The sequence below is a fragment of the Burkholderia sp. 8Y genome (genome assembly GCF_902506145.1).
Classification (GTDB): domain Bacteria; phylum Pseudomonadota; class Gammaproteobacteria; order Burkholderiales; family Burkholderiaceae; genus Caballeronia.
The window spans coordinates 358,561-378,290 of the sequence record NZ_LR733519.1; the positions used below are offsets into that span (position 1 = coordinate 358,561).

At 60.7% G+C, this 19,730-nt stretch carries 15 protein-coding genes; 6 read left to right on the plus strand and 9 right to left on the minus strand.

Annotated features, from left to right (window positions below; all coding sequences use genetic code 11):
- The first annotated feature begins 629 nt into the window (after positions 1-629).
- Entirely contained in the window at positions 630-1,046 is a 417-nt protein-coding gene (locus GV035_RS29230) for a hypothetical protein (RefSeq protein ID WP_236572382.1), read from the plus strand.
- A gap of 66 nt (positions 1,047-1,112) precedes the next feature.
- On the opposite strand, the gene GV035_RS01600 is transcribed toward GV035_RS29230, so the two are convergent.
- From GV035_RS01600 to GV035_RS01620, 5 genes are all read right to left on the minus strand, one after another.
- On the minus strand, positions 1,113-2,096 hold the full coding sequence (locus GV035_RS01600; protein WP_236572383.1) for an FUSC family protein: 984 nt from the start codon (positions 2,094-2,096) through the stop codon (positions 1,113-1,115).
- Between the two features lie 100 nt (positions 2,097-2,196).
- The gene (locus GV035_RS01605) at positions 2,197-2,835 is read right to left on the minus strand and encodes a LysE family translocator (RefSeq protein WP_159832793.1); all 639 of its coding nucleotides are present in this window, start codon (positions 2,833-2,835) and stop codon (positions 2,197-2,199) included.
- Positions 2,836-2,893: 58 nt separating this feature from the next.
- A complete protein-coding gene (locus GV035_RS01610; protein ID WP_159832794.1) occupies positions 2,894-4,474 on the minus strand; it encodes a GGDEF domain-containing protein in 1,581 nt (526 codons plus the stop codon).
- Positions 4,475-4,711: 237 nt separating this feature from the next.
- Positions 4,712-5,164, minus strand: a complete 453-nt coding sequence (locus GV035_RS01615; protein WP_159832795.1) for a hypothetical protein — start codon at positions 5,162-5,164, stop codon at positions 4,712-4,714.
- Positions 5,165-6,086: 922 nt separating this feature from the next.
- Complete coding sequence (locus GV035_RS01620; RefSeq protein WP_159832796.1) at positions 6,087-7,184, minus strand: tartrate dehydrogenase; 1,098 nt, start codon at positions 7,182-7,184, stop codon at positions 6,087-6,089.
- Between the two features lie 274 nt (positions 7,185-7,458).
- Here GV035_RS01620 and GV035_RS01625 point away from each other — a divergent pair, with 274 nt between their 5' ends.
- Genes GV035_RS01625 through GV035_RS01640 form a run of 4 tightly spaced genes read left to right on the plus strand, consistent with a single transcriptional unit; the run spans position 7,459 to position 11,755 of the window.
- Positions 7,459-8,724 (plus strand): efflux RND transporter periplasmic adaptor subunit, encoded by a 1,266-nt coding sequence (locus GV035_RS01625; RefSeq protein ID WP_442859542.1) that lies wholly within the window; start codon positions 7,459-7,461, stop codon positions 8,722-8,724.
- 1 nt (position 8,725) lies between these two features.
- A complete protein-coding gene (locus tag GV035_RS01630) occupies positions 8,726-9,418 on the plus strand; it encodes an ABC transporter ATP-binding protein (RefSeq protein ID WP_159832797.1) in 693 nt (230 codons plus the stop codon).
- Between the two features lie 3 nt (positions 9,419-9,421).
- Positions 9,422-10,576 (plus strand): ABC transporter permease, encoded by a 1,155-nt coding sequence (locus tag GV035_RS01635; RefSeq protein ID WP_159832798.1) that lies wholly within the window; start codon positions 9,422-9,424, stop codon positions 10,574-10,576.
- Positions 10,577-10,588: 12 nt separating this feature from the next.
- The gene (locus GV035_RS01640; RefSeq protein ID WP_159832799.1) at positions 10,589-11,755 is read left to right on the plus strand and encodes an ABC transporter permease; all 1,167 of its coding nucleotides are present in this window, start codon (positions 10,589-10,591) and stop codon (positions 11,753-11,755) included.
- Here the strand turns inward: GV035_RS01640 and GV035_RS01645 are convergent.
- Positions 11,752-12,426, minus strand: coding sequence for a DUF2278 family protein (locus tag GV035_RS01645; RefSeq protein WP_159832800.1), 675 nt, complete (start codon positions 12,424-12,426; stop codon positions 11,752-11,754). The two genes, GV035_RS01640 and GV035_RS01645, sit on opposite strands and share 4 nt — an antisense overlap.
- A 290-nt stretch (positions 12,427-12,716) precedes the next feature.
- Here GV035_RS01645 and GV035_RS01650 point away from each other — a divergent pair, with 290 nt between their 5' ends.
- Positions 12,717-14,942: a TonB-dependent receptor gene (locus GV035_RS01650; RefSeq protein WP_236572384.1), complete on the plus strand. Its 2,226-nt coding sequence runs from the start codon at positions 12,717-12,719 to the stop codon at positions 14,940-14,942.
- Between the two features lie 186 nt (positions 14,943-15,128).
- On the opposite strand, the gene GV035_RS01655 is transcribed toward GV035_RS01650, so the two are convergent.
- The 3 genes from GV035_RS01655 to GV035_RS01665 are packed head-to-tail and all read right to left on the minus strand — an operon-like array spanning position 15,129 to position 19,729.
- On the minus strand, positions 15,129-17,606 hold the full coding sequence (locus tag GV035_RS01655) for a glycosyl hydrolase 2 galactose-binding domain-containing protein (RefSeq protein ID WP_159832801.1): 2,478 nt from the start codon (positions 17,604-17,606) through the stop codon (positions 15,129-15,131).
- Between the two features lie 60 nt (positions 17,607-17,666).
- Positions 17,667-18,659: a DUF1839 family protein gene (locus tag GV035_RS01660; protein WP_159832802.1), complete on the minus strand. Its 993-nt coding sequence runs from the start codon at positions 18,657-18,659 to the stop codon at positions 17,667-17,669.
- Entirely contained in the window at positions 18,656-19,729 is a 1,074-nt protein-coding gene (locus GV035_RS01665; protein ID WP_159832803.1) for an amino acid--[acyl-carrier-protein] ligase, read from the minus strand. Before GV035_RS01665 ends, GV035_RS01660 begins: the two co-directional genes overlap by 4 nt.
- Position 19,730 lies beyond the last annotated feature (1 nt).

Genomic DNA, 19,730 nt, shown 5'->3' on the forward strand with positions numbered 1-19,730 from the left:
CCGCTTCGGCGACGCGCTCGCCGACGTCGCGCGCCTTCTCTACTGCTCGGCCTCAAAGCCTGCGATGCGAATCTCCGGCAGATGGCCTTGTTGGCGGCCCGTCATGGCGTCGCCTTACGGCCGCATTCAAAGGCGCACAAGTCCAGCGCGATAGCGCGCCGTCAGACGGGTGCCGGCGCGGTGGGCGTGTGCTGCCAGAAACTGTCCGCGGCTTGCCCGTTCGCGGCAGCGGGCATCGCGAGCATACACATCAGCAACGAGTTCGTCGGCGCGGACAAGCTCGCAATGGCTGTCGATCGCATCGCGCGTGCGCTTGTCGGTCTGCGTCGATGCGTTGCCCCGGGTCGTCGCTCTCGGTGACGTGGCGGCACGCGCGGGCGTACATATCGACGTATTCGCGGAAGTGAATGCGGGCCAGCGTCCTTGCGGCGTGACCCGTGACGACGCGCTGCTGTCCCTCGCCGATGCGATCGCCGTGCAGCCGCGCTGGGCTTCTCAGGTATTCAGGCTCGCCACGGCGGCACGCAGCATATCGCCGACTGGTAGGCGCGCAAGACGGCTGCGAGCCCTGGGGCAGAATGCGCGCGCATTTTGTATGCGCACTTGAGGCACGCGGCATTCAATGTACCGTGGTCACAGGCGGCGACACAGGCACCGTCGAGTTCGATGCCGCCAGTGGCGTCTATTCGGAAGTGCAGCCAGGGTCGTATCTGTTCATGGATGGCGACTCCGGTGGATTGACGCGGCGCGACGAATCGCGCTGGCGGCAAAGGTTGTTCGTGTTGTCGACCATCATGGGTGCCTCGCGGCCTGCCGGCGGCGTATGCGATGTGGATCTCAAAGGACTGGCGGTGGACTCAGGATTGCCACGTAGCGTGCACTGGCTGAATGCATCGGACCAGCAGACCCTTACATACATTGCCGCCAACGACGAGCACGGAATGCTGGAAGCGAAGCTCGCGCCGCATGGGGATACGAGCGCACTGCGCGGCACGCGCATTCGCTTGCCGCCCGGCCATTGCGATCCGACCGTGAACCCCAAATGAATACGTGTGCTATCGCGACCAACGAGTCGTCGATATTTGGCTCATCGATGCGCGAGGATTGTCGCGTTAGCGAGCTTTCGACTGGTTGCTGGGATAAATCGCGGCAATCAATGCATCGAGGTCGGTCACGATCAGGCCGACGACGAAATAAGCAACGTCGTGGGCCTGTCCGTTCAACCTGTTGCGCTCCAGCGCCTGCTGCAAGTGGTGCACGCACGCGCGCACGCGTTCGAGCTTCGTCTCGTCCGCCTGCGTGCCGGAGAGCGCGTCGGTCAGTGCTGCGAACGGCGCCTGCAAGGCGCGGCCCATCTCGCGATACCGAATTTTGTATGCATCGGGCTGCCCATGCGAGAGTGCCTTGCCGAGAAACTGCGCATCGCTGTGCAGACGGCGCAGAAAGGGCGCGGCCTTGTCGATTGCGTCGGAACGATGACTTTGCAAGGGCACGATGATGTGCTCGCGCTCGGCTTCGTGGAGCGCGTCGTCGAGTGCCTGCTGCGCCTGGGCGCTGCGTGCTTCGAGACGCGCGGCCTGGGCTTCATCCGCTTTTCCCGAAAGCTGGATATCAATGAGTTGACGCAGGCTGTCGAGCGTATCCGCGACGCATCGGTGCGCGGTGCGAAGGGCGCGATTCGGCCAGATCGCGGCGACGATGAAAGCCGACGCTGCGCCAATGAGAATTTCCAGCACGCGATGCAGCGGCCGCTGAAACGGCGATCCGCCGCCCGCCGGTATCAGCACGACGATCACCAGCGTCACGCAGGCCAGCCGCAGCGCCGGACGCTTCGCGGTCAGGACGGCGAGAGGTATCAGCGCGACGGCGAACACCGCGAGCGGCGAAGCGCCGTGAAGGATCGCCATCACCCCGAGCACGCCCGCCACGCCGCCAATGCATGCGCCAATGACCTGATCGCGGGCGGTGCCGAGGGCTTGCGTGAGGCTCGGCTGAGTGACGACGACCAGCGTTGTGATGAGTGCCCAATAACCTTCCGGCAACGCGGCCAGGCGCGCGCCCCCATAGCTGATTGCACACGCGATGAGGGTGCGCACGAGACGGCGCGTTTCTGGGACACCGAAGGACAACCAGGCGGGCATACTTCGTCGTTTTGAATTCTTTATCGTTTTGGCGGAATCTTGCATGCAAGCCTGCTCAAATGCCGCGTTCGCCTGCGGCAACGATGAGCCGTAGCCCTAGTGCGGCCACCATCGTTGCCGCGATGCGGTCAATCCATACTCTTGCCCAAAGATACAACTCGCGCGGCCGACGGCTCGAAAAACAGACGGCGACGACGGCGTACCAGCCGAATTCGACGCCGAACACAAGCGAAGGCAGTACGAAGTAGCACCAGAGCGGCGGATGCTGCGGCAAAAGCGCGGCGAAAATGCTGCCGTACCAGATTGCGGTCTTCGGGTTGCTGAGTTGGGTGCTCAGTCCGAGCCAGAACGAGCGGCCCGCGTTAGCTGTTGCCCGTGTGCCGCCTTCCTGCATTGACAGCGGTTGCGAGGCGCCCCGCCAGATCCGCAGCGCGATGTAAATGAGATAGACGCCGCCCGCCACCTTCAATGCGATATAGAGCCATTCGACCGCGAACAGCAGTGTGTACAGACCCGCGAGCGCAGTTCCGGCGAACGTTATGCCACCGATGCCCATGCCGAACGCAGTGGCCAGGCCGTCGGCCCGCGAGAGCCCGATCGCGTTGCGCGCGACCATGACGAAGCTTGGCCCGGGAATCATCGCGCCCAGAAGGATCGCCAACAGGATCGCGGATATGGCCGCGGACGTCGTCATTGGATGGCTCCTTGGTATTCAGAATGCCAGCGCGCGGCTTACGCTGTGTTCTCCGAGTCTATGCATCGCCGCTCGCCATGCTGTTCTCGTGAACTGCCCGATTGCGGCCGGCGCCTTTCGCGCGGTAAAGCGCGGCGTCGGCGCTATTGAGCAATTTCAGCGCGTCGTCGCCCTGCCGGGGCTGGACCGTTGCACAGCCGATGCTGATCGTGAGCACGCCCTTCGGCGACCGGCTGTTCGGGATGGCGAGCGCCTCGACACTGGCGCGCAGGCGCTCTGCAAAGATCACAGCGGCGGCTGCCGGCGTGCCAGGCAGCACGAGCACGAACTCCTCACCCCCGTACCGGGCCACAATATCCCCGGGGCGTTGGGCGGCATGTTGCATGCAATCGGCAACGGCGACGAGAGCATCGTCGCCCATCGCATGACCGTACGTGTCGTTATAGAACTTGAAGTGGTCGACATCGACGAAAAGGGCAGAAATCGGATGATCGACACGGCGCGCGCGCCGCCACTCTTCGGCGAGACGTCGATCGAGCGCGCGGCGGTTGCTCAGGCCCGTCAGGGAATCGGTGCCGGCAAGGCGCTGCAGCTTCTCGTGAGCGATGGCGCGTGAACGCAGCGAGATCGCGAGCAACCATGAGATCGCAATGAAGCCGCAGCCGAACATGAGCGTCAGGCCGCCGATGATCGTGCTGCGTTCCCGCCATCCTGCGAGCACGTCTTCTTCGGCCGGCGCGACGGCGGCGATCAGATTCGTTCCCGGCACGCGCACGAAGGTGTAGAGGCGGCGCACGCCGTCTAGCGGAGAGGTCGAAATGTAGGAGCCGGAGCGTTCGTCCTTCATCGCAGCGAAGGTCGGCGATCCCAGCACACTGCTCGGGCTAGCGGCCGTCAACTGCGGTTTGCGGGCGAGCACGAGCCCGTCGCGTTGCACAATGAATACCGATCCGGAGCGTCCCACGTTCACTCGCGACAGCAGCGAGTCGAAATAGCTGGTGTTCATCGCGATGACCGCCACACCCGCCAACGAGCCGTCGGGTGCGTTGATGCGCCGGCTCAACGCAAGCGAACGCTGGTCGTTGCGCAGCCGCGAGCGGTACGGTCCGGAGATATAGAGACCGACGTCTGGCCGCTCGACGTGGACCTTGAAATAGTCGCGGTCGTCGAACAGGAGGTCCGCATGACTGGAAGAATCGCGTTCATCGACGATATGGCCTTGCGCATCCATGACGAACGCGCCGCCGATGTAGCTGACGGCCGTCGCGCCGTCGAAAAGAATTAGCCTCCGCAATTCGGGCGACAGGCGGGACACGACTGGATTCTGCATGCCGCTCACGATCGTGCGCAGCGACAGGTCGCTCGATTCAATATTGCGTGCAATATCCGCGCTCAATGTGGCGACGACGTTCGCCGACGCCTCGTGCGCATTCTGCAATGCCTGTGCGCGACCTTGCCAAAGGGCGGCGAACGAAAGCACGGCCATCGAAAGGGCCACTGCCGTCCCAAGCGCACCCGCCAGCAGCGGAAAGCGCGAGAACATGTCGGCTATGCGCATCCATGCATGGCTATTGCGGCGAAACAGCCGCCGCCCGACGGCTCGGCCGCTTTGGCGTACGGCTTTGAATCTGCGGGGCATTCGTCTCTCCGTGACGCGAGCCTGGCTTCGATCGATCCTCGCGCGCTTCTTAAGCTCCTGGGATGTTCTAACTCAGCACTCTTACGTATGCCGGTATCGTCGAACCGGGACGTTTCCATTCCTCAATTGTAGTGGGTCATACTACGTCCCAAGCATGCGTTGGTCTTTTGCATGCACTCGAACAAACGCCTGAGACCAGTGACCGGACTTGCCAAGTTTTTGTCCGCCTGTTGTAGGCTATTTGACGAGACGCAGCCGCCTTGTGACGATGGTGCCGTCGTTTCGATCCACGAGCCAAACCGCATCGATGTGCCCGTGCAATGTCGACGTCCTCCGTGTGATGTCTGTGGGCTCTTCGTCGGTCGGGTCGCTATGTTCTATCCGATCCGACAGATACGGGGGCTCGAGTGAGCAGACGAGCACGATCGCGAAATCGCTACTGCCACGCGATACGTCGAAGCTCGGCACGACCGCACGCCCACGCACGCTGGTATTCGCGTGCGCGTCGGTTTCGAGCTGGATCGTGTCGATGGTCTGGACGAAGCCCTTCGCCTTCGCTTCCGGAGCGATTACCAGTTTGCGTCCGCTCTGTCCGTGGACCTCACGCTTGAGAAGAACGGCGTCGGGCTGGTCCGGCGCGGCAAGCGATACATCCACCGACAGTACCTTTTTCTTGGATTCGAAACGCACGCCGTACGCAGCCGGAATAACGAATACAAAAGTTCGGTCCGAACGCGATGCGTCGTTGCTCGCCGGCAGAGGGCCGCTTGAGACTTGCGCCGAATGCCTCGTTGCAACGAAGGGCCGCGACAGAATGCGGCGGACACGACTGACCATCGACGGGTTCGTCGGCGGTTGCGGCCCGGACGATGTCGCTGCGGCGAGCGCGTCCCTGACATGCTCAGGGTCGTCGCCTGCGAAATGAGGCGGCAGCGATGCAGCGGAGAGAATGCTTGCATCAGTGGCGCTCGTGTCAGGTACCGCGCTCCCAGCGGTCGTCGGCACTGCGCCGTGCGCTTGTTGCACATGTATCGCTATCGACAGGCAAAGCGCCGCGCTGGCGGTGCACGCCACGGTGTTGCGAGCTGGTATCGGGATGAACACAAACTGCCCCTGGCAAACGTTGCCGAGTCACCGAGAAGCGGTTATCTTAAAATAAAAGCAGGGGATTCGGCCCACCGTTTGCATTTCGCGTGCGGCGCTCGGCACTTTGCATTCCGCGTGCAAGCCGGGGAGCACCGACAGGCTCTCGCGATCGACGCAAAGCCTTACATGTCGGCAACAGGCCATTGCGACGGTAAGCGTACGCGGCGGATGAGGAATCGCATCACCTAATTCGGCGCGAGCGCGGAAGACGTGGAAACGGCGTAGCCCCACGGGTCATGCGCCGTTCCGCACACGAAATAATCGAACCATCGGAGCTAGCGGCTCCGAGGCTGGCTGTTGAGAACCAAAGAACGTGTCCGGTCATCGGCAGCGCCGCGCTGCGGTAATTAAAAGAACCAGCATTCGCAGCGCCTCGCGTCAATCCTCCTTGATTCGCATTGAAGCCAAGGCGACGATTCGCGGCGGCCGGGCGAACGCCAGCCGCACGTCCTGGGGCCGACGCCGGTCAGGAAGTCGCCCTGGTTGCACGACTCCCGCGGCGCTCGATGACGCCGCACACTGCGGCCGTCACTTGTGCGGTCGTCGCGTTGCCGCCGAGGTCGCCCGTGTGCAACGATTCGTCCGCAGTCGCCGCTTCGATCGCAGCCATGACACGCTTTGCGGCTTCTCGCTCGCCGAGATGCTCGAGCAGCATCACGACAGACCAGAACGTGCCGATCGGATTAGCGAGACCCTTTCCCATGATGTCGAATGCGGACCCGTGGATCGGCTCGAACATCGAAGGATGCCGACGCTCAGGGTCGATGTTGCCGGTCGGCGCAATGCCGAGACTGCCCGCGAGGGCGGCGGCGAGATCGCTCAGGATATCGGCGTGCAGGTTGGTCGCGACGATGGTGTCGAGCGTCGCAGGGCGGTTGACCATGCGCGCCGTGGCGGCATCCACCAACTCCTTGTCCCACGTCACGTCGCTGAATTCCTGCGCGACTTCCTGCGCAATCTCGTCCCACATGACCATCGCGTGCCGCTGTGCGTTGCTCTTGGTGATGACGGTCAATAACTTGCGCGGACGCGACTGCGCGAGCTTGAATGCATAACGCAAAATCCGCTCGACGCCGGCGCGCGTCATGATCGAGACGTCGGTCGCGACCTCGAGCGCATGACCCTGATGTACTCTGCCTCCGACGCCTGAGTACTCGCCTTCCGAATTCTCCCGGACGATCACCCAGTCCAGATCTTCCGGTCTGCAGTGCTTGAGCGGGGCGTCGATACCGGGCAGGATGCGCGTCGGGCGGACGTTCGCGTATTGATCGAGGCCCTGGCATATCTTCAGGCGCAGGCCCCACAGCGTGATGTGGTCCGGCACATCGGGGTCCCCCGCGGAGCCGAAGAGAATCGCGTCTTTCTCTCGAAGCGCGTCGAGTCCATCGGCGGGCATCATCACACCGTGCGCACGGTAATAGTCGGCGCCCCAGTCGAAGTTCTCGAATTCGAATGCAAAATCCCGCGTGGTTCGGGCGAGCGCGTCCAGGACCTGCCGTCCGGCGGGCACGACTTCCTTGCCGATGCCGTCGCCAGGGATCGTAGCAATGCGATACGTCTTCACGTCTCCTCCTTATCCGCAGAATGCGTTGTTTGTCCAAGCAGCATGACGCCACTCTATCCAACTTCGCCTTTAAGCGTGGCTTCACGAAGGACGACTGCTCGCAAGTTAGACGGCTCATGCGATGCCGAATGCGATCGTCCGCACGCTGCATGCAGAATGCCACCAGATGGCGTATGCATTCGCAGAGCAGATACGAATCGCGCAGGGACATGTAAGCAGCTGTAAGCGCCGGCGCTATACTGAACATCCCTTGACCGCAACACGCGCCGGACCGCTGCCTCAGGCAGCCAATCCGCAGGCACCTAACGGCGCTTTACGTCCAAAATTGGCTGAACACGACCTAGAAAAACTCCGAATCGACCGGGGACCGGCTCCGGGCGCCATCGCCCCGCGACGCCGACGCAGCTGGCTTCGCTACGCGGGGATCATCGTCATTGTTCTTGCGTTGATCGGCGTCGCTCTGCGGCTGGCCGGTCCGCAGACGGTAGAGACAGCTACCGTGACGTCCGTGTACCCGTCGCAGACCTATACCATTTTGAATGCAACCGGCTATGTGGTGCCGCAGCGCAAGGCGGCGGTCGCATCCAAAGCGCAAGGGCGCGTCGAATGGCTGGGCGTGCTTGAGGGGACGCCCGTCAAAGAAGGGCAGATCATTGCACGGCTCGAGAGCGCGGATGTCGCCGCCGCCCTTGCGCAGGCGCAAGCGCAAGTCAAGGTCGCTCAAGCAAATCTGGAGTTGCAGCGTGCAGAACTGGAGAACGCTTCGGCCAATCTGAAGCGTTCACTCGTGCTCGCTCCCCACGGCGCAATTTCCACTTCGCAATACGACGCCGACCGCTCCCGCTACGATAAAGCGAAGGCCTCGATCAATAGCGAGCAAGCGGCCATTCAATCCGCGCAGGCCAACGCGCGTGCGGCTCAGGTTGCCGTCGATCAGACGGTGATTCGCGCGCCCTTCGATGGCGTCGTGATCGAGAAGCATGCGAACGTCGGCGACAACATCACGCCTTTCTCTTCCGCATCGGACAGCAAGGGCGCGGTCGTGACGATCGCGGACATGAAAACGCTGGAAGTCGAAGCCGACGTAGCGGAATCGAACATCGGGCGCATCGTCGTCGATCAGCCTTGCGAGATTCAACTCGATGCGTTGCCCGATACGCGCTTCGCAGGCCGTGTATCGCGCATCGTGCCGACCGTCGATCGCTCTAAAGCCACCGTGCTGGTGAAGGTGCGTTTTGTCGAGCGCGATGAGCGCGTGCTGCCCGATATGAGCGCGAAAATCGCTTTCCTTTCGAGGCCGGTACCGCCTGAACAAAAGAAAGCGGTAGTGGCTGTCCAGCCGAGTGCTGTCGTGACTCGCGACGGCAGAAACGTCGTGTATAGGGTCGACAATGACAAGGCGCGTGAAGTGCCCGTGACAACCGGCGAGCGCATCGGCGACCTCTTGGCGGTGTCGGGCGTCAAGCCCGGCGATACGCTCGTGCTCGCGCCCGGAGACAAGATCAAGAACGGCGCCAGCGTCACCGTGGCGAAGAAGTGACGTGAGCACAGCGCCCCTCGTTCAGATCAGCCATGTCGTCAAGTCGTATCGGCGCGGCGTGCAGACGGTGCCCGTACTGACCGACATTTCGTTGTCCATATCAGAAGGCGACTTTGTCGCGCTGATGGGACCGTCGGGTTCGGGCAAGAGTACGTTGCTCAATCTCATTGCCGGCATCGACAGGCCCGACGGCGGCGAGTTGCGCGTGGGCGGGCTCGACATCGCGCGTGTGCCTGAAGCGGCGCTTGCGGACTGGCGTGCATCGAATGTCGGCTTCATCTTCCAGTTTTATAACTTGATGCCGGTGCTCACCGCGTTCGAGAACGTCGAGCTTCCGCTCATGCTCACGCGCCTCTCGCGTGCGCAGCGGCGCGAGCGTGTGGCGATGGTGCTCGACATGGTGAACATGAGCGAGCGCATGAGCCACTATCCGTCGGAGTTGTCGGGCGGGCAGCAGCAACGCGTCGCGATTGCGCGTGCAGTGGTGACTGATCCGAAGCTGATTGTCGCCGACGAACCGACGGGCGACCTCGACCGCACGTCCGCCGCCGACGTGCTGACCATGTTGCAGCGATTGAACGATCGGCTCGGCAAGACGATCATCATGGTGACGCACGACGCGCACGCGGCGAATGCGGCCAGAAAGCTCGTGCATCTGGAGAAAGGAGAACTGATCGATGCCGAGGCGCGCTGAATCATGTACGTGCTCAAGCTGATTCTTCGGAACGCGACGCGCCATACATTGCGCACCGCGTTGACTGTACTTGGCCTCACCATTGCCGTGCTCGCCTATGGCTTGCTCTATACCGTCGTCGATGCGTGGTATGCCGGTGCGGCGGCGGCCTCCAACGCGAGACTCGTCACGCGCAACGCGATATCGCTCGTATTTCCACTGCCGCTCGCTTACGAGAACCGCATTCGCGGCGTCGATGGTGTAACGATGGTTGCACGTTCGAACTGGTTCGGCGGCATTTATCGAGACCCGAAGAATTTCTTTGCGCAATTCGCGGTGTCCGACAACTACCTCGACCTTTACCCCGAATTCATCATCTCGCCGCAAGCGCGCTCCGACTATCAGCGCGACCGCAAGGGATGTCTGATCGGGCGTCAACTCGCGACCCAATACGGCTTCAAGGTCGGCGACGTGATACCACTCAAAGGCACGATCTATCCCGGCACCTGGGACTTTGTAGTGCGCGGCATCATGGAAGGACGCGATGAATCGACCATTACGCGGCAGCTTGTGTTCCATTGGGAGTATCTAAACGAAACGATCCGCAAGACCACGAAGCGCAATGTCGATCAGGTGGGCGTGTATGTCGTCGGCATCGCCAACCCTGATCGAGCCGCGACGGTTTCGCGCACCATCGATGCTGTCTTCAAGAACTCGCTAGCCGAGACACTGACCGAAACCGAGCAGGCTTTTCAGCTCGGCTTCGTCGCGATGTCGAATCAGATCATTGCCGCGATACGCGTGGTGTCGTACGTAGTTATCCTTATCATCATGGCGGTCATGGCCAATGCCATGGCGATGAGTGCCCGAGAACGTACCGTCGAATATGCGACCCTTAAGGCGCTCGGATTCGGTCCCGCGTTTCTTTCCGGTCTCGTGTTCGGCGAATCGTTTGCCATTTGTGCTATCGGCGGCGGCATCGGCATACTGGCGACGCCGCCTGCAGCTGTGGTGTTCCAGCATGCAACGGGCGGCGTGTTTCCCGTCTTCAAGGTGTCGCACGAGACCATGCTGCTACAAGCCGCCTGTGCGTTCGTCATTGCGATCGCCGCGGGCATCGTGCCGGCTGTGCAGGCTAGCCGCGTGCGTATCGTCGAAGGCCTCCGGGCTATCGGCTAAGGACATACGGCGATGGCTATTCCCGTCACTTACGTCGCACGCAATCTATGGGCGCGGCGTCTCACGACGCTGCTGACCGCCGGTGGCCTCGCGCTAGTGGTGTTCGTATTCGCCACCGTGCTGATGCTCGATGCGGGCCTGAAGAAAACGCTCGTGTCGACGGGAGAGCGCGACAACGTCGTCGTGATTCGCAAGGGCGCGGAAACGGAGATACAGAGTTCGATCGATCGGGCGCAAGCGAATGTGATGGAGACGCATCCGTCCGTCGCGATGAATCGCGATGGCCAGCCGCTAGCCTCAAAAGAAACCGTAGTGCTGATCTCGCTGACAAAGCTCGGCGCGAACGCGCCCGCGAACGTGGTGATACGCGGGGTGTCGCCCATGGGCGTCGATTTGCGCCCGCAGGTGAAGCTGACGGCAGGGCGCATGTTCAGACATGGGTCTTCGGAAATCATCGTTGGCAGCAATATCGCCAGGGGCTTCGCGGGCACGCGCATTGGCGAGCACTTGCGCTTTGCGCAGCGCGACTGGACCGTGGTCGGTCATTTCGATGCGGGCGGCAGCGGCTTCGACTCGGAAATATGGGGCGACGTGGATCAACTCATGCAGTCGTTCCGCCGCACGAGCTATTCATCGATGGTGGTGCGCCTTGCGCGCAGCGACGCGTTGGAACAATTCAGAGCCGACATCGACGTAGACCCGCGCCTCGCGGACGAAGCCAAGCGCGAACAGGTCTTCTACGGCGATCAGTCCAAAGCCCTCTCCACGTTCATTAATATTCTCGGCTTCACGCTTTCCATCATCTTTTCGATTGCCGCTATGATCGGCGCGATGATCACCATGTATGCTTCCGTGGCCAATCGCGTCGCGGAGATAGGAACGCTGCGCGCGCTCGGCTTCAAGCGCCTCGACGTGCTCCTCGCGTTTCTGATCGAAGCCTTGTTGCTTGGCCTCGTAGGCGGCATCGCAGGCCTATGCTGCGCCTCGCTGATGCAGTTCGCGTCATTCTCCACGACGAACTTCCAGACGTTCTCGGACCTGTCGTTCCGTTTCACGCTGACGCCTTCGGTGGCGCTTCAGACAGTCGTGTTCTCGCTCATCATGGGCTTCGTGGGTGGCTTCTTGCCTGCGCTCAAGGCATCGCGAATGAATATCGTCGATGCCTTGCGAGCACACTAATTCCGCTTGGCAGGATTACCGTTGTCGTCGGTTAGCGTCGCCTGCGTTGCAAAACGTACAAAAAGGGCGAACGTCTCGCCGCCCGAGAAGCGGATGAAGAGCGCGCCGTCGCCGTTGATGCGGTTGTCGTCCGCGAAGCTGCCTGAGTTTCCCTGCATCATATGAATATCGTGCACGCCACGACCCAGCGAGAACGCGAGCGGCTCGCGCGTCGCGTAGTCGTCGAATTTGTCACCGATGGCAAGCACGACTGCTTGCGCATCGTTCTTCACGCGCTGAATCTGTGCATCGAGAAGTGTGGACATCGTGCCGCCTTTTCCGTCCGGCGGGACCGGCTTCATTTCGTCGAGCGGGAAGAGGTCATCGCGTAGATAGTCGAGTCCCTGTCCGTTCTTGCCCGTGGCGAGAGGCGTGAAACCGTGCGTTCCTGAGAGGCGTTGCGATAGACCGAGCTTGGTATCGTTGCTGTATTGGCTGTCGCTATAGGCGAGCACTTCGCTGCCTTCCACCGAACGAATATTGACCGCGATGCGATACGGCGTGCCGGCCGCATCGACAAGAATCTCGTAATGTGGAGAGTTGCCGTTCGGATTCTCCTTGCCGTCGGTGATGTGTCCAACAAGCGCGCCGTACACATACTTCGATGCTGCCGGACGAAAGCGTTCGATCATCGTTCAATCCTCGTATTAGGTCGGTCCTGACTCATGGCATAGGCAACGCACAACGTTCTGCCGCTTTCATAGCGCCTTCGGGAGCCTTTCCCTACGCAATCGGGAGAAAGTCCCGGCGCGCGGGCAATTCCTTATGCGACTCTTTCAAAGCCGGAACGGTTCACGTGTTTCGCCAGAAAGAACAAATCAAGGAGACGACGATGACGAGCAATTCGTGCCTGCTCGAACAGGGGCGTCCATGCAAGCCGCGCGTGCGGTACAGGCTCGCGTTCGGTGGCGCGTTGGCGAGCATGACTTTCGGCGCATCGGCACAAACGGCGAACGAGCCGCAGACCACGGCATTGCCGACTATCGTCGTGATCGGTACCACGCCGCTCGTGGGTGTCGGTACTCCGCTCGAAAAGGTGCCCGCAAACGTGCAGACCATCAAGGGCAGTGAGATGCAAGCACAGCATACGTCCACCACTTCGACCATAACAGATTACATGCAGAAGAATGTGACGAGTGTCGATGTCAACGATGCACAGGGCAACCCGTCGCAAACGGACATTCTCTATCGCGGGTTCACGGCCTCTCCGCTGTTGGGCACACCGCAGGGCTTGTCGGTCTTTCTCGATGGCGTGCGGATCAATGAACCATTCGGCGATGTAGTCAATTGGGATCTCATTCCGCAAGCGGCGATCCAGACCATGCAGATCATCCCGGGTTCGAACCCGACGTTCGGTCTTAATACGCTTGGCGGTGCGGTGGCAGTGACGACCAAGAACGGCCGCAGTAATCCCGGAGGAAATATCGACGTAAGCGGCGGCTCTTGGGGACGAAAAGCGGCGCAGATAGAGCAGGGCGGCGCGATTGGCGACCACCTCGATTATTACTTCACAGCCAACATCACTAATGACAACGGCTGGGCCGAACACAATTCCAGCCGCTTGCGCCAGGCGTTCGGAAAGCTGCGCTACACCGATGCCGATACCACGGTGTCAGTATCGATGGGCGGCGCCGACAATACGCTCAACGGATCGCAAACCATCCCCAGGTCATTTCTCGACAACTACAAGCAGGCGTACACTTTTCCCGACACGAACGAGAATCAGGTCGGCTATCTGACGATCAACGCCGAGCACTACTTTTCCGCGAACGTAGAAGTCAGCGGCAACGTCTATTACCGGCACTATCGAAACAAGAACATCAGCAGCAACGTCAATGACGACTACAACCCGGGCACGAGCGGCGGCGATAATGATATCGACCTCGTACAGGCGACGAATCAGCAGTCGGTCATACTGACCGACAGCTATGGTGCAAGTCTCCAGCTGACGCTTTTGAATAAGTTATTCGGCAGAGACACTCAACTGATTCTCGGGGCCGCGGGCGACTTCGCGAACACGCATTTCACGCAAGCGACGCAGCCGGCGGAATTCACCGACACGCGCGCGACCATTGGCATCGGCCCCTTCGTTCCCGGTACCAACGCAAGGACACGCAACGAGAACTGGGGCATCTATTTCGAGAATACTTTCTCATTCACGGAACAATGGTCGATGACGCTCGCGGGGCGATACAACTGGTCCAAGGCATCCATTGGCGACGAGAGCGGCGTGCAACCTTTGCTCGACGGAAATCACACGTTCTCGCGCTTCAACCCCGCTATTGGCTTCAACTGGAACCCGACGCCCTGGCTTACCGCGTACGCAACGTATAACGAAGGCATGCGCTCGCCCACTGCCATCGAGCTTGCTTGCGCGGACCCCAATGCACCTTGTTCGTTGCCGAATGACTTTATTGCCGATCCGGATCTAAAGCCTGTGATTTCGCGTACGTTCGAGATCGGTGCACGCGGCCGCATTGGCAGCACGACGACGTGGAGCGCCGCAGCGTATAGCACGACGCTCTCCGACGATATCCAGTTCGTCAGCAGCCAGGGCGCTTCCAGCACGCTGGGCTATTTTCAGAACGTGGGCAAGACTCGTCGTCAGGGCTTCGAGCTTGCGGGCCGAACGCAATGGGGGCCTGTCGGCGTGTCAGCGAGCTATAGCTATGTCGATGCGACGTACCGCTCGACGTGGATCGAGAACAGTGCCAGCAACTCGAGCGCGGACGGTGATGGCAACATCACTGTGCACTCTGGCGACCGCATTCCCGGCATTCCGGCTAACACGGTCAAGCTCCGTGTAGATTACAACCCGATCGCGCGATGGAACATCGGCACCAATATGACTTACCGTGGCAACGTCTTTGCACGCGGGGACGAGAACAATCAGGACGTGAATGGCAGCATCGCGGGCTACTTCCTGATCGACCTGGACACGACTTATAACGTGACGAAGCAGTTGCAAGTCTATGCGACCGTTAAGAACCTACTGAACAAACGCTATGCGAGTTTTGCGATTCTCGGGCAGAACGCGTTCAACGGGCCGGGTCATACTTTCAGTGGACCTGATACGACTAGTGAGCAGTTCCTGGGTCTCGGTGCGCCGCGTGGCGTGTGGGTCGGACTCAGATACGCGTGGAAGTGAGAGGGTCATGGCGTGAAGCCAAGGATTCGGAGTGTAGGTTCAACGCTTTGTATTCTCAATATCAGTCGCGCAGCACAGATTTCACTTCCTAACAAGCATTGGTCGAAACGTTCAAATTGGACGCCATCTATCGCGTGCCTCCTTATAGCGAGATGCTAAAACGCTGAGCAAAGCGAGAAGAATGCTTCACGCGCGATACGTTGCGCCTGCCGTTCCATCGATCGCGAAGACATCGCCTTCCGGCTTCGAGCATGAGTCAGTACGACGCGCGATGAGTGGAATCCGTCGCGTTCGACCGGGCGCGAGATGGAACCAGTCATTTTCCGCGTAATAGTTGGGGTCGACCACATGCACCCAGCGCGCGAGTCGCGTCGTGCTCACATCGAGGTACCATCCGTCTGCATGCTTTTCGACGATCACGCTCAGGCCCGGATCGCGGCGTTCTGCAACCGTAGGACCGGGAAAATGAAAGGCCTCCGACAGGAGTTCCCCTGTAGCGATATCGCTCAAAAGAACGTGCGTTGCGTCGTGAGCACGCGGGCCAAAGCGATACGCATAAGTCGTGTCGAAGAACGCGCCAGCCAGAGCATTCGAGCTGATGCGCTCCACGCTGCGAGCAGGCAATGTGATCTCACACGAACCGCCCGCGACTTTGATTGCGCCGTCGCGCAGGCAATGCAATTCCAGACGAGCGCGAATCTCATGCGGCGTCTCGTTGACAAGATGCACGTCGAGCCCATCGAGACCTTCATCGGTCATCAACACCTGCACCGGTTGCAGTACGCGAGCAAGGCCATGCAAAGCACTCTTGGGAACACCGTGAATGTCGATGACTCCCCAGCCGGCGCCGGCTCTCACATCGAGCAGGTTCCATACGATGCCACCTGCACAGGAGGAGCCTTTTCGTCGCCATTCGGAGAACACGGCGCCCATGACGTCCGCAACGATGGCGCGTGAAAGGGTTAGATACCGCTCGGGATCTTCGTAGCGCAGACGCGCGACGTCGACGCCGTAGACCGTTCGCAAGTAATGCTCACGCACGTCGTCGAAGTCCCATGCCGCACCCGGATCGCGCGGCACGCCGGCTTTCCACCGGGGCTCGTGCGGTCGCGTTGCATTCGGCGCGGACCGTAACGCGACGTCGTCAGGAAGGTTAGCGAACGCAAGGCACTCGGACGCGAAGCGCACCGCCGCACGCCGCGCATCGTCGAAGGGACGCTGATAAGCGCCGACGCCGTAGTAATGCGTGATGCCGCCGCGTGTACCGAAAGGCATCGACGACTTATCGCCGGGCGCGGCACTCGGTGAGTTCACGACGTATGGGACGTCGGGCCGCATCGCTGCGACAATCGACGGCAATTGCTCCGTGAATAGCGGCTGTTGATAAGCGTCGAACGAAAGCCCGAACATCGCGGCTTGCTGATGCACTTCGCTTCCGCCGCAGAGCACTGCAAGCGACGCAAAACGCCGCGTGCGAGCGAGAAACTGCTCCGCTTCCTGCTGCACGGCTCGCTTAAAGCTATCATCGGTTGGATAGTCGAAATTCGCGAAGGCGAAGTCTTGCCAGATAAGAATGCCGTGCTGGTCGGCGAGCTCGTAAAACGTATCGGATTCATAGAGCGTTGTACCGCTCACGCGAATCATGTTCAGACCAGCGCGGCGACAAGCCTTGAAGATGGAATCCAGCTTGTCGCGCGAGGCGTCGAGCGCAACGATATCGGCCGATGTCCAACATGCTCCGCGTGCAAAGATCGGTACGCTATTCACAACGAGTTGAAAGCCCGCGTTATCCGCGCCACGGTCTACTTCGATCGTGCGAAAGCCGACTTCGCCTAAAGCGATATCGCCTATCCCTTTGCCGACGATTCTGACTGGATACCGCGCAGCTTGCCCGTGTGTGTGAGGCCACCATAAGCGCGCTTGCGGCACGCGCACGCGACCGGTAACGGTATGCGCGTCTTTCCAGACGAGCGTGGCCGACGTCTCGCCGCATTCCAATCGCACATCAACAGGCGCTTGAGCGTGAAAGAAGCGCACGCTCACATCGAGTACGCCATCGCTGCCATCGACGCTACACGTTGAATCGACGCGATCGATCGAATGAATTGATTCGCCGATCAACTCCACCGCGCGCCATGGCCCCGCAGGTTGCACCGCCGGGCACCAGCCGGGCATATGGCCCAGCAGTGTCGTGCGTACATTACGCAAAGTGGCGGGCTGCGCGAGCTTGGGCCGCCAGCGCGCTCGACCGCGTTTGGCCCCAAGCGCAGGCGCAATCGACCGGAAGCAAAGATAAACCGTGGCCTCGCCAGTGAATTCGTAATCGACGTCGTGAGCAATGAACATCGAGTCGGAGTCCAACAGTTTGCGATCGTCGATCCAGACTTCGGCGATGGTGGCCAGCCCATTCAAGCGCAACCGTCTTTTCCCTTCGGTATGCAACGTCAGACGGTACCAATGATCCGATGACGCAAACGGTTGTGCGAGTGCTTCGTCGTTCATGCCTGCTGCACGATGCGCGGACGCGACGGTTCCCGGTACTGGCGCATCGAGCCACTTCATGCAGGCGTCGAGCGCCATGGGCGTCGCATAGGCGCCGGCAGCCGTGCTCGCGCATTGCCATCCAACGTCCAGGCGGCGAGGCGTGAACGGCGAGACATTCATATCACAACCTTCGTGCGGAATAGATAGGAAGCATGTGCCGTGCTAACCGCGGCACATGCCCTAAAGAAGATGCAAGGCAAGCGGCTCGATGACCTTCTCGTACGCTGCTTCGAGAGAGTCAAGACAATCGTTGCATGGGTCGGAACGCGAGCGCATACGGGCGCGGGCAAGGCGGAATTGCATGACCATCGCTTCGCTTGCAATCGTCTGCGCGCTGGTCCGAATGTCTTCCGGAATTGCAACGCCGCTTGAATCCAGCCACGTCAGATATTTCGACAGCAACTCGAAATTCGATCCGAGCTGACGCATCGTATTGAACGTGTAGAGATGGTAATAGGCCACGTCGCGTTCAAGGAGCGTCCGCAAATGCTCCGGAAATTCCGCACGCCATTGCGATATCGGATTTGCCATTGGCCGATCCACGAGGCGGAGCTTGAGCAGTTCGAGCGATCGTTGTAGCAATGCATCGCCCGTCAGCGGAGCTCTCGCGCGCTTGACGAATTCCACATAGGGGAATAACGCATGCACGTCGCTTGCGAGGTCCGGCATCAAGCGAAAGACGCCGTCATAGTCCTCAGCCGATAGCGCAAAGTACCCTGCGTTATGGAAATACGTCAGGCGCTTTGCTCGAGGATCAATCGAATCGATTGCAATGGTCGTTTTCGAATGCGTCTGCCGGTATGCGGTCGCACGCGTGTCGGGCAGATAATGCGCGTCCACTTCCGCGACCACCACATGTCCGCGTTTCGTCTGCTCGCATACATGTGCTTCGAGCGTATCGTAGATGGCAAGCTCTTGCGCCTGCAGGCCGTAAAGCCTTGCGATGTCGTCGAGAGAAAACTTCGGGAATGTGAACTGGTCGCCCTCGAACGATTGCGTCACCGTGAAGCTAAGTGCCGCATGGGGATCGCAGCCGAAGTGATGCAGCAGTTCGATCCACAGGTCGACGTAGCAATTGGTTTCGAGCCAGACGCGCTCGCCGCGATGCAGCGCATGGCGGCTTGCTTCGTCGTCCGCGCCACTCAACGCTTCTGCGGGCGAGCGCGCGTTCATGCCTCTTTACCCAGCTTGGAGAGGCCATCGGCGATGATCGGCGCCGCATCGCCCCAGAGCAATTCCCGCACGGATGCGGGCCACGCTTTGACATCGAGGCCATGATGGCGGAAGAGGGCAAGCGTCGTGCGCTCCATGCCGAAGCCCACGCATGCGGTATGCGCGACGCTGTCGTCCGCCTGTCGAATGTTCCACAACTCGCCGAAGTGTTCCATGTGATAGTTGAACGAGAGGCAAGCGGTCGGACGGTCGGGCGTTGCGACGGGAACCAGCAATTCGAATTTCAATTGCTGTGCGCGCTGGCTGTCCGCAACAATCTTGCCGCCGCGCCCAAAGAACGGATCGTTGGCGAGATCGATTTCGAATGGCAACTGCAAAAGATCCACAAGCAGCGAGCCGCGTTCGATCCACTTCTGGCGGAACGCCATGACCTGCTCGGGGCTACCGACGCGAATGTATTCGCGCATGCGGAACATCTGCATCCGGCCCGGATCGATAGAAGGCTCGTGGCGGAAGCAGTAAGAGAATGCGTCGAACGTTGCGCCGTCCTTGGCCAGATTCCCGCGCTTGGCGACGAGCGGATAGATCGGATAGCAGGCGGCCGGGGTGAGCACGAGGCGCGTCGGCTTTTGCTGATCCATCCATTCGTCCGAACGCTCTTGCTCTTCGCCGATATGAACGATCTTGTCGAGCGCCTCGAGCAGACGATGATGTCCGCGGTCGCTGCCCTGGAACGAATGAATCGTACCGGCGAGATTAGGGAAGCTCTTGAGATATTCGCTATCCTCGAAATCGCGGCGGCGCATCGCGGGCGGAAAGCGCAGAGCTTCGGCGTGCTGATCCGCGCCAAGCAGCGTGATGGCCTGATCCAGGCGTTCAACGACATCTTCGAAAATTGCGCTGCGGCCATAGAGCCCATCTTCGCCGGTATCGAGCAGAATGCCCGCTTCAATCAAGCGGTCCCGCAACGTGACGTCCGACTTGTCATACGGTGCTTGCGTCGCATTCGATTGCGGTTGCGCGGGTGCTTCAGCCGGCACGAGCGCGGCTTGTTCCGTCGGCATGTTCATA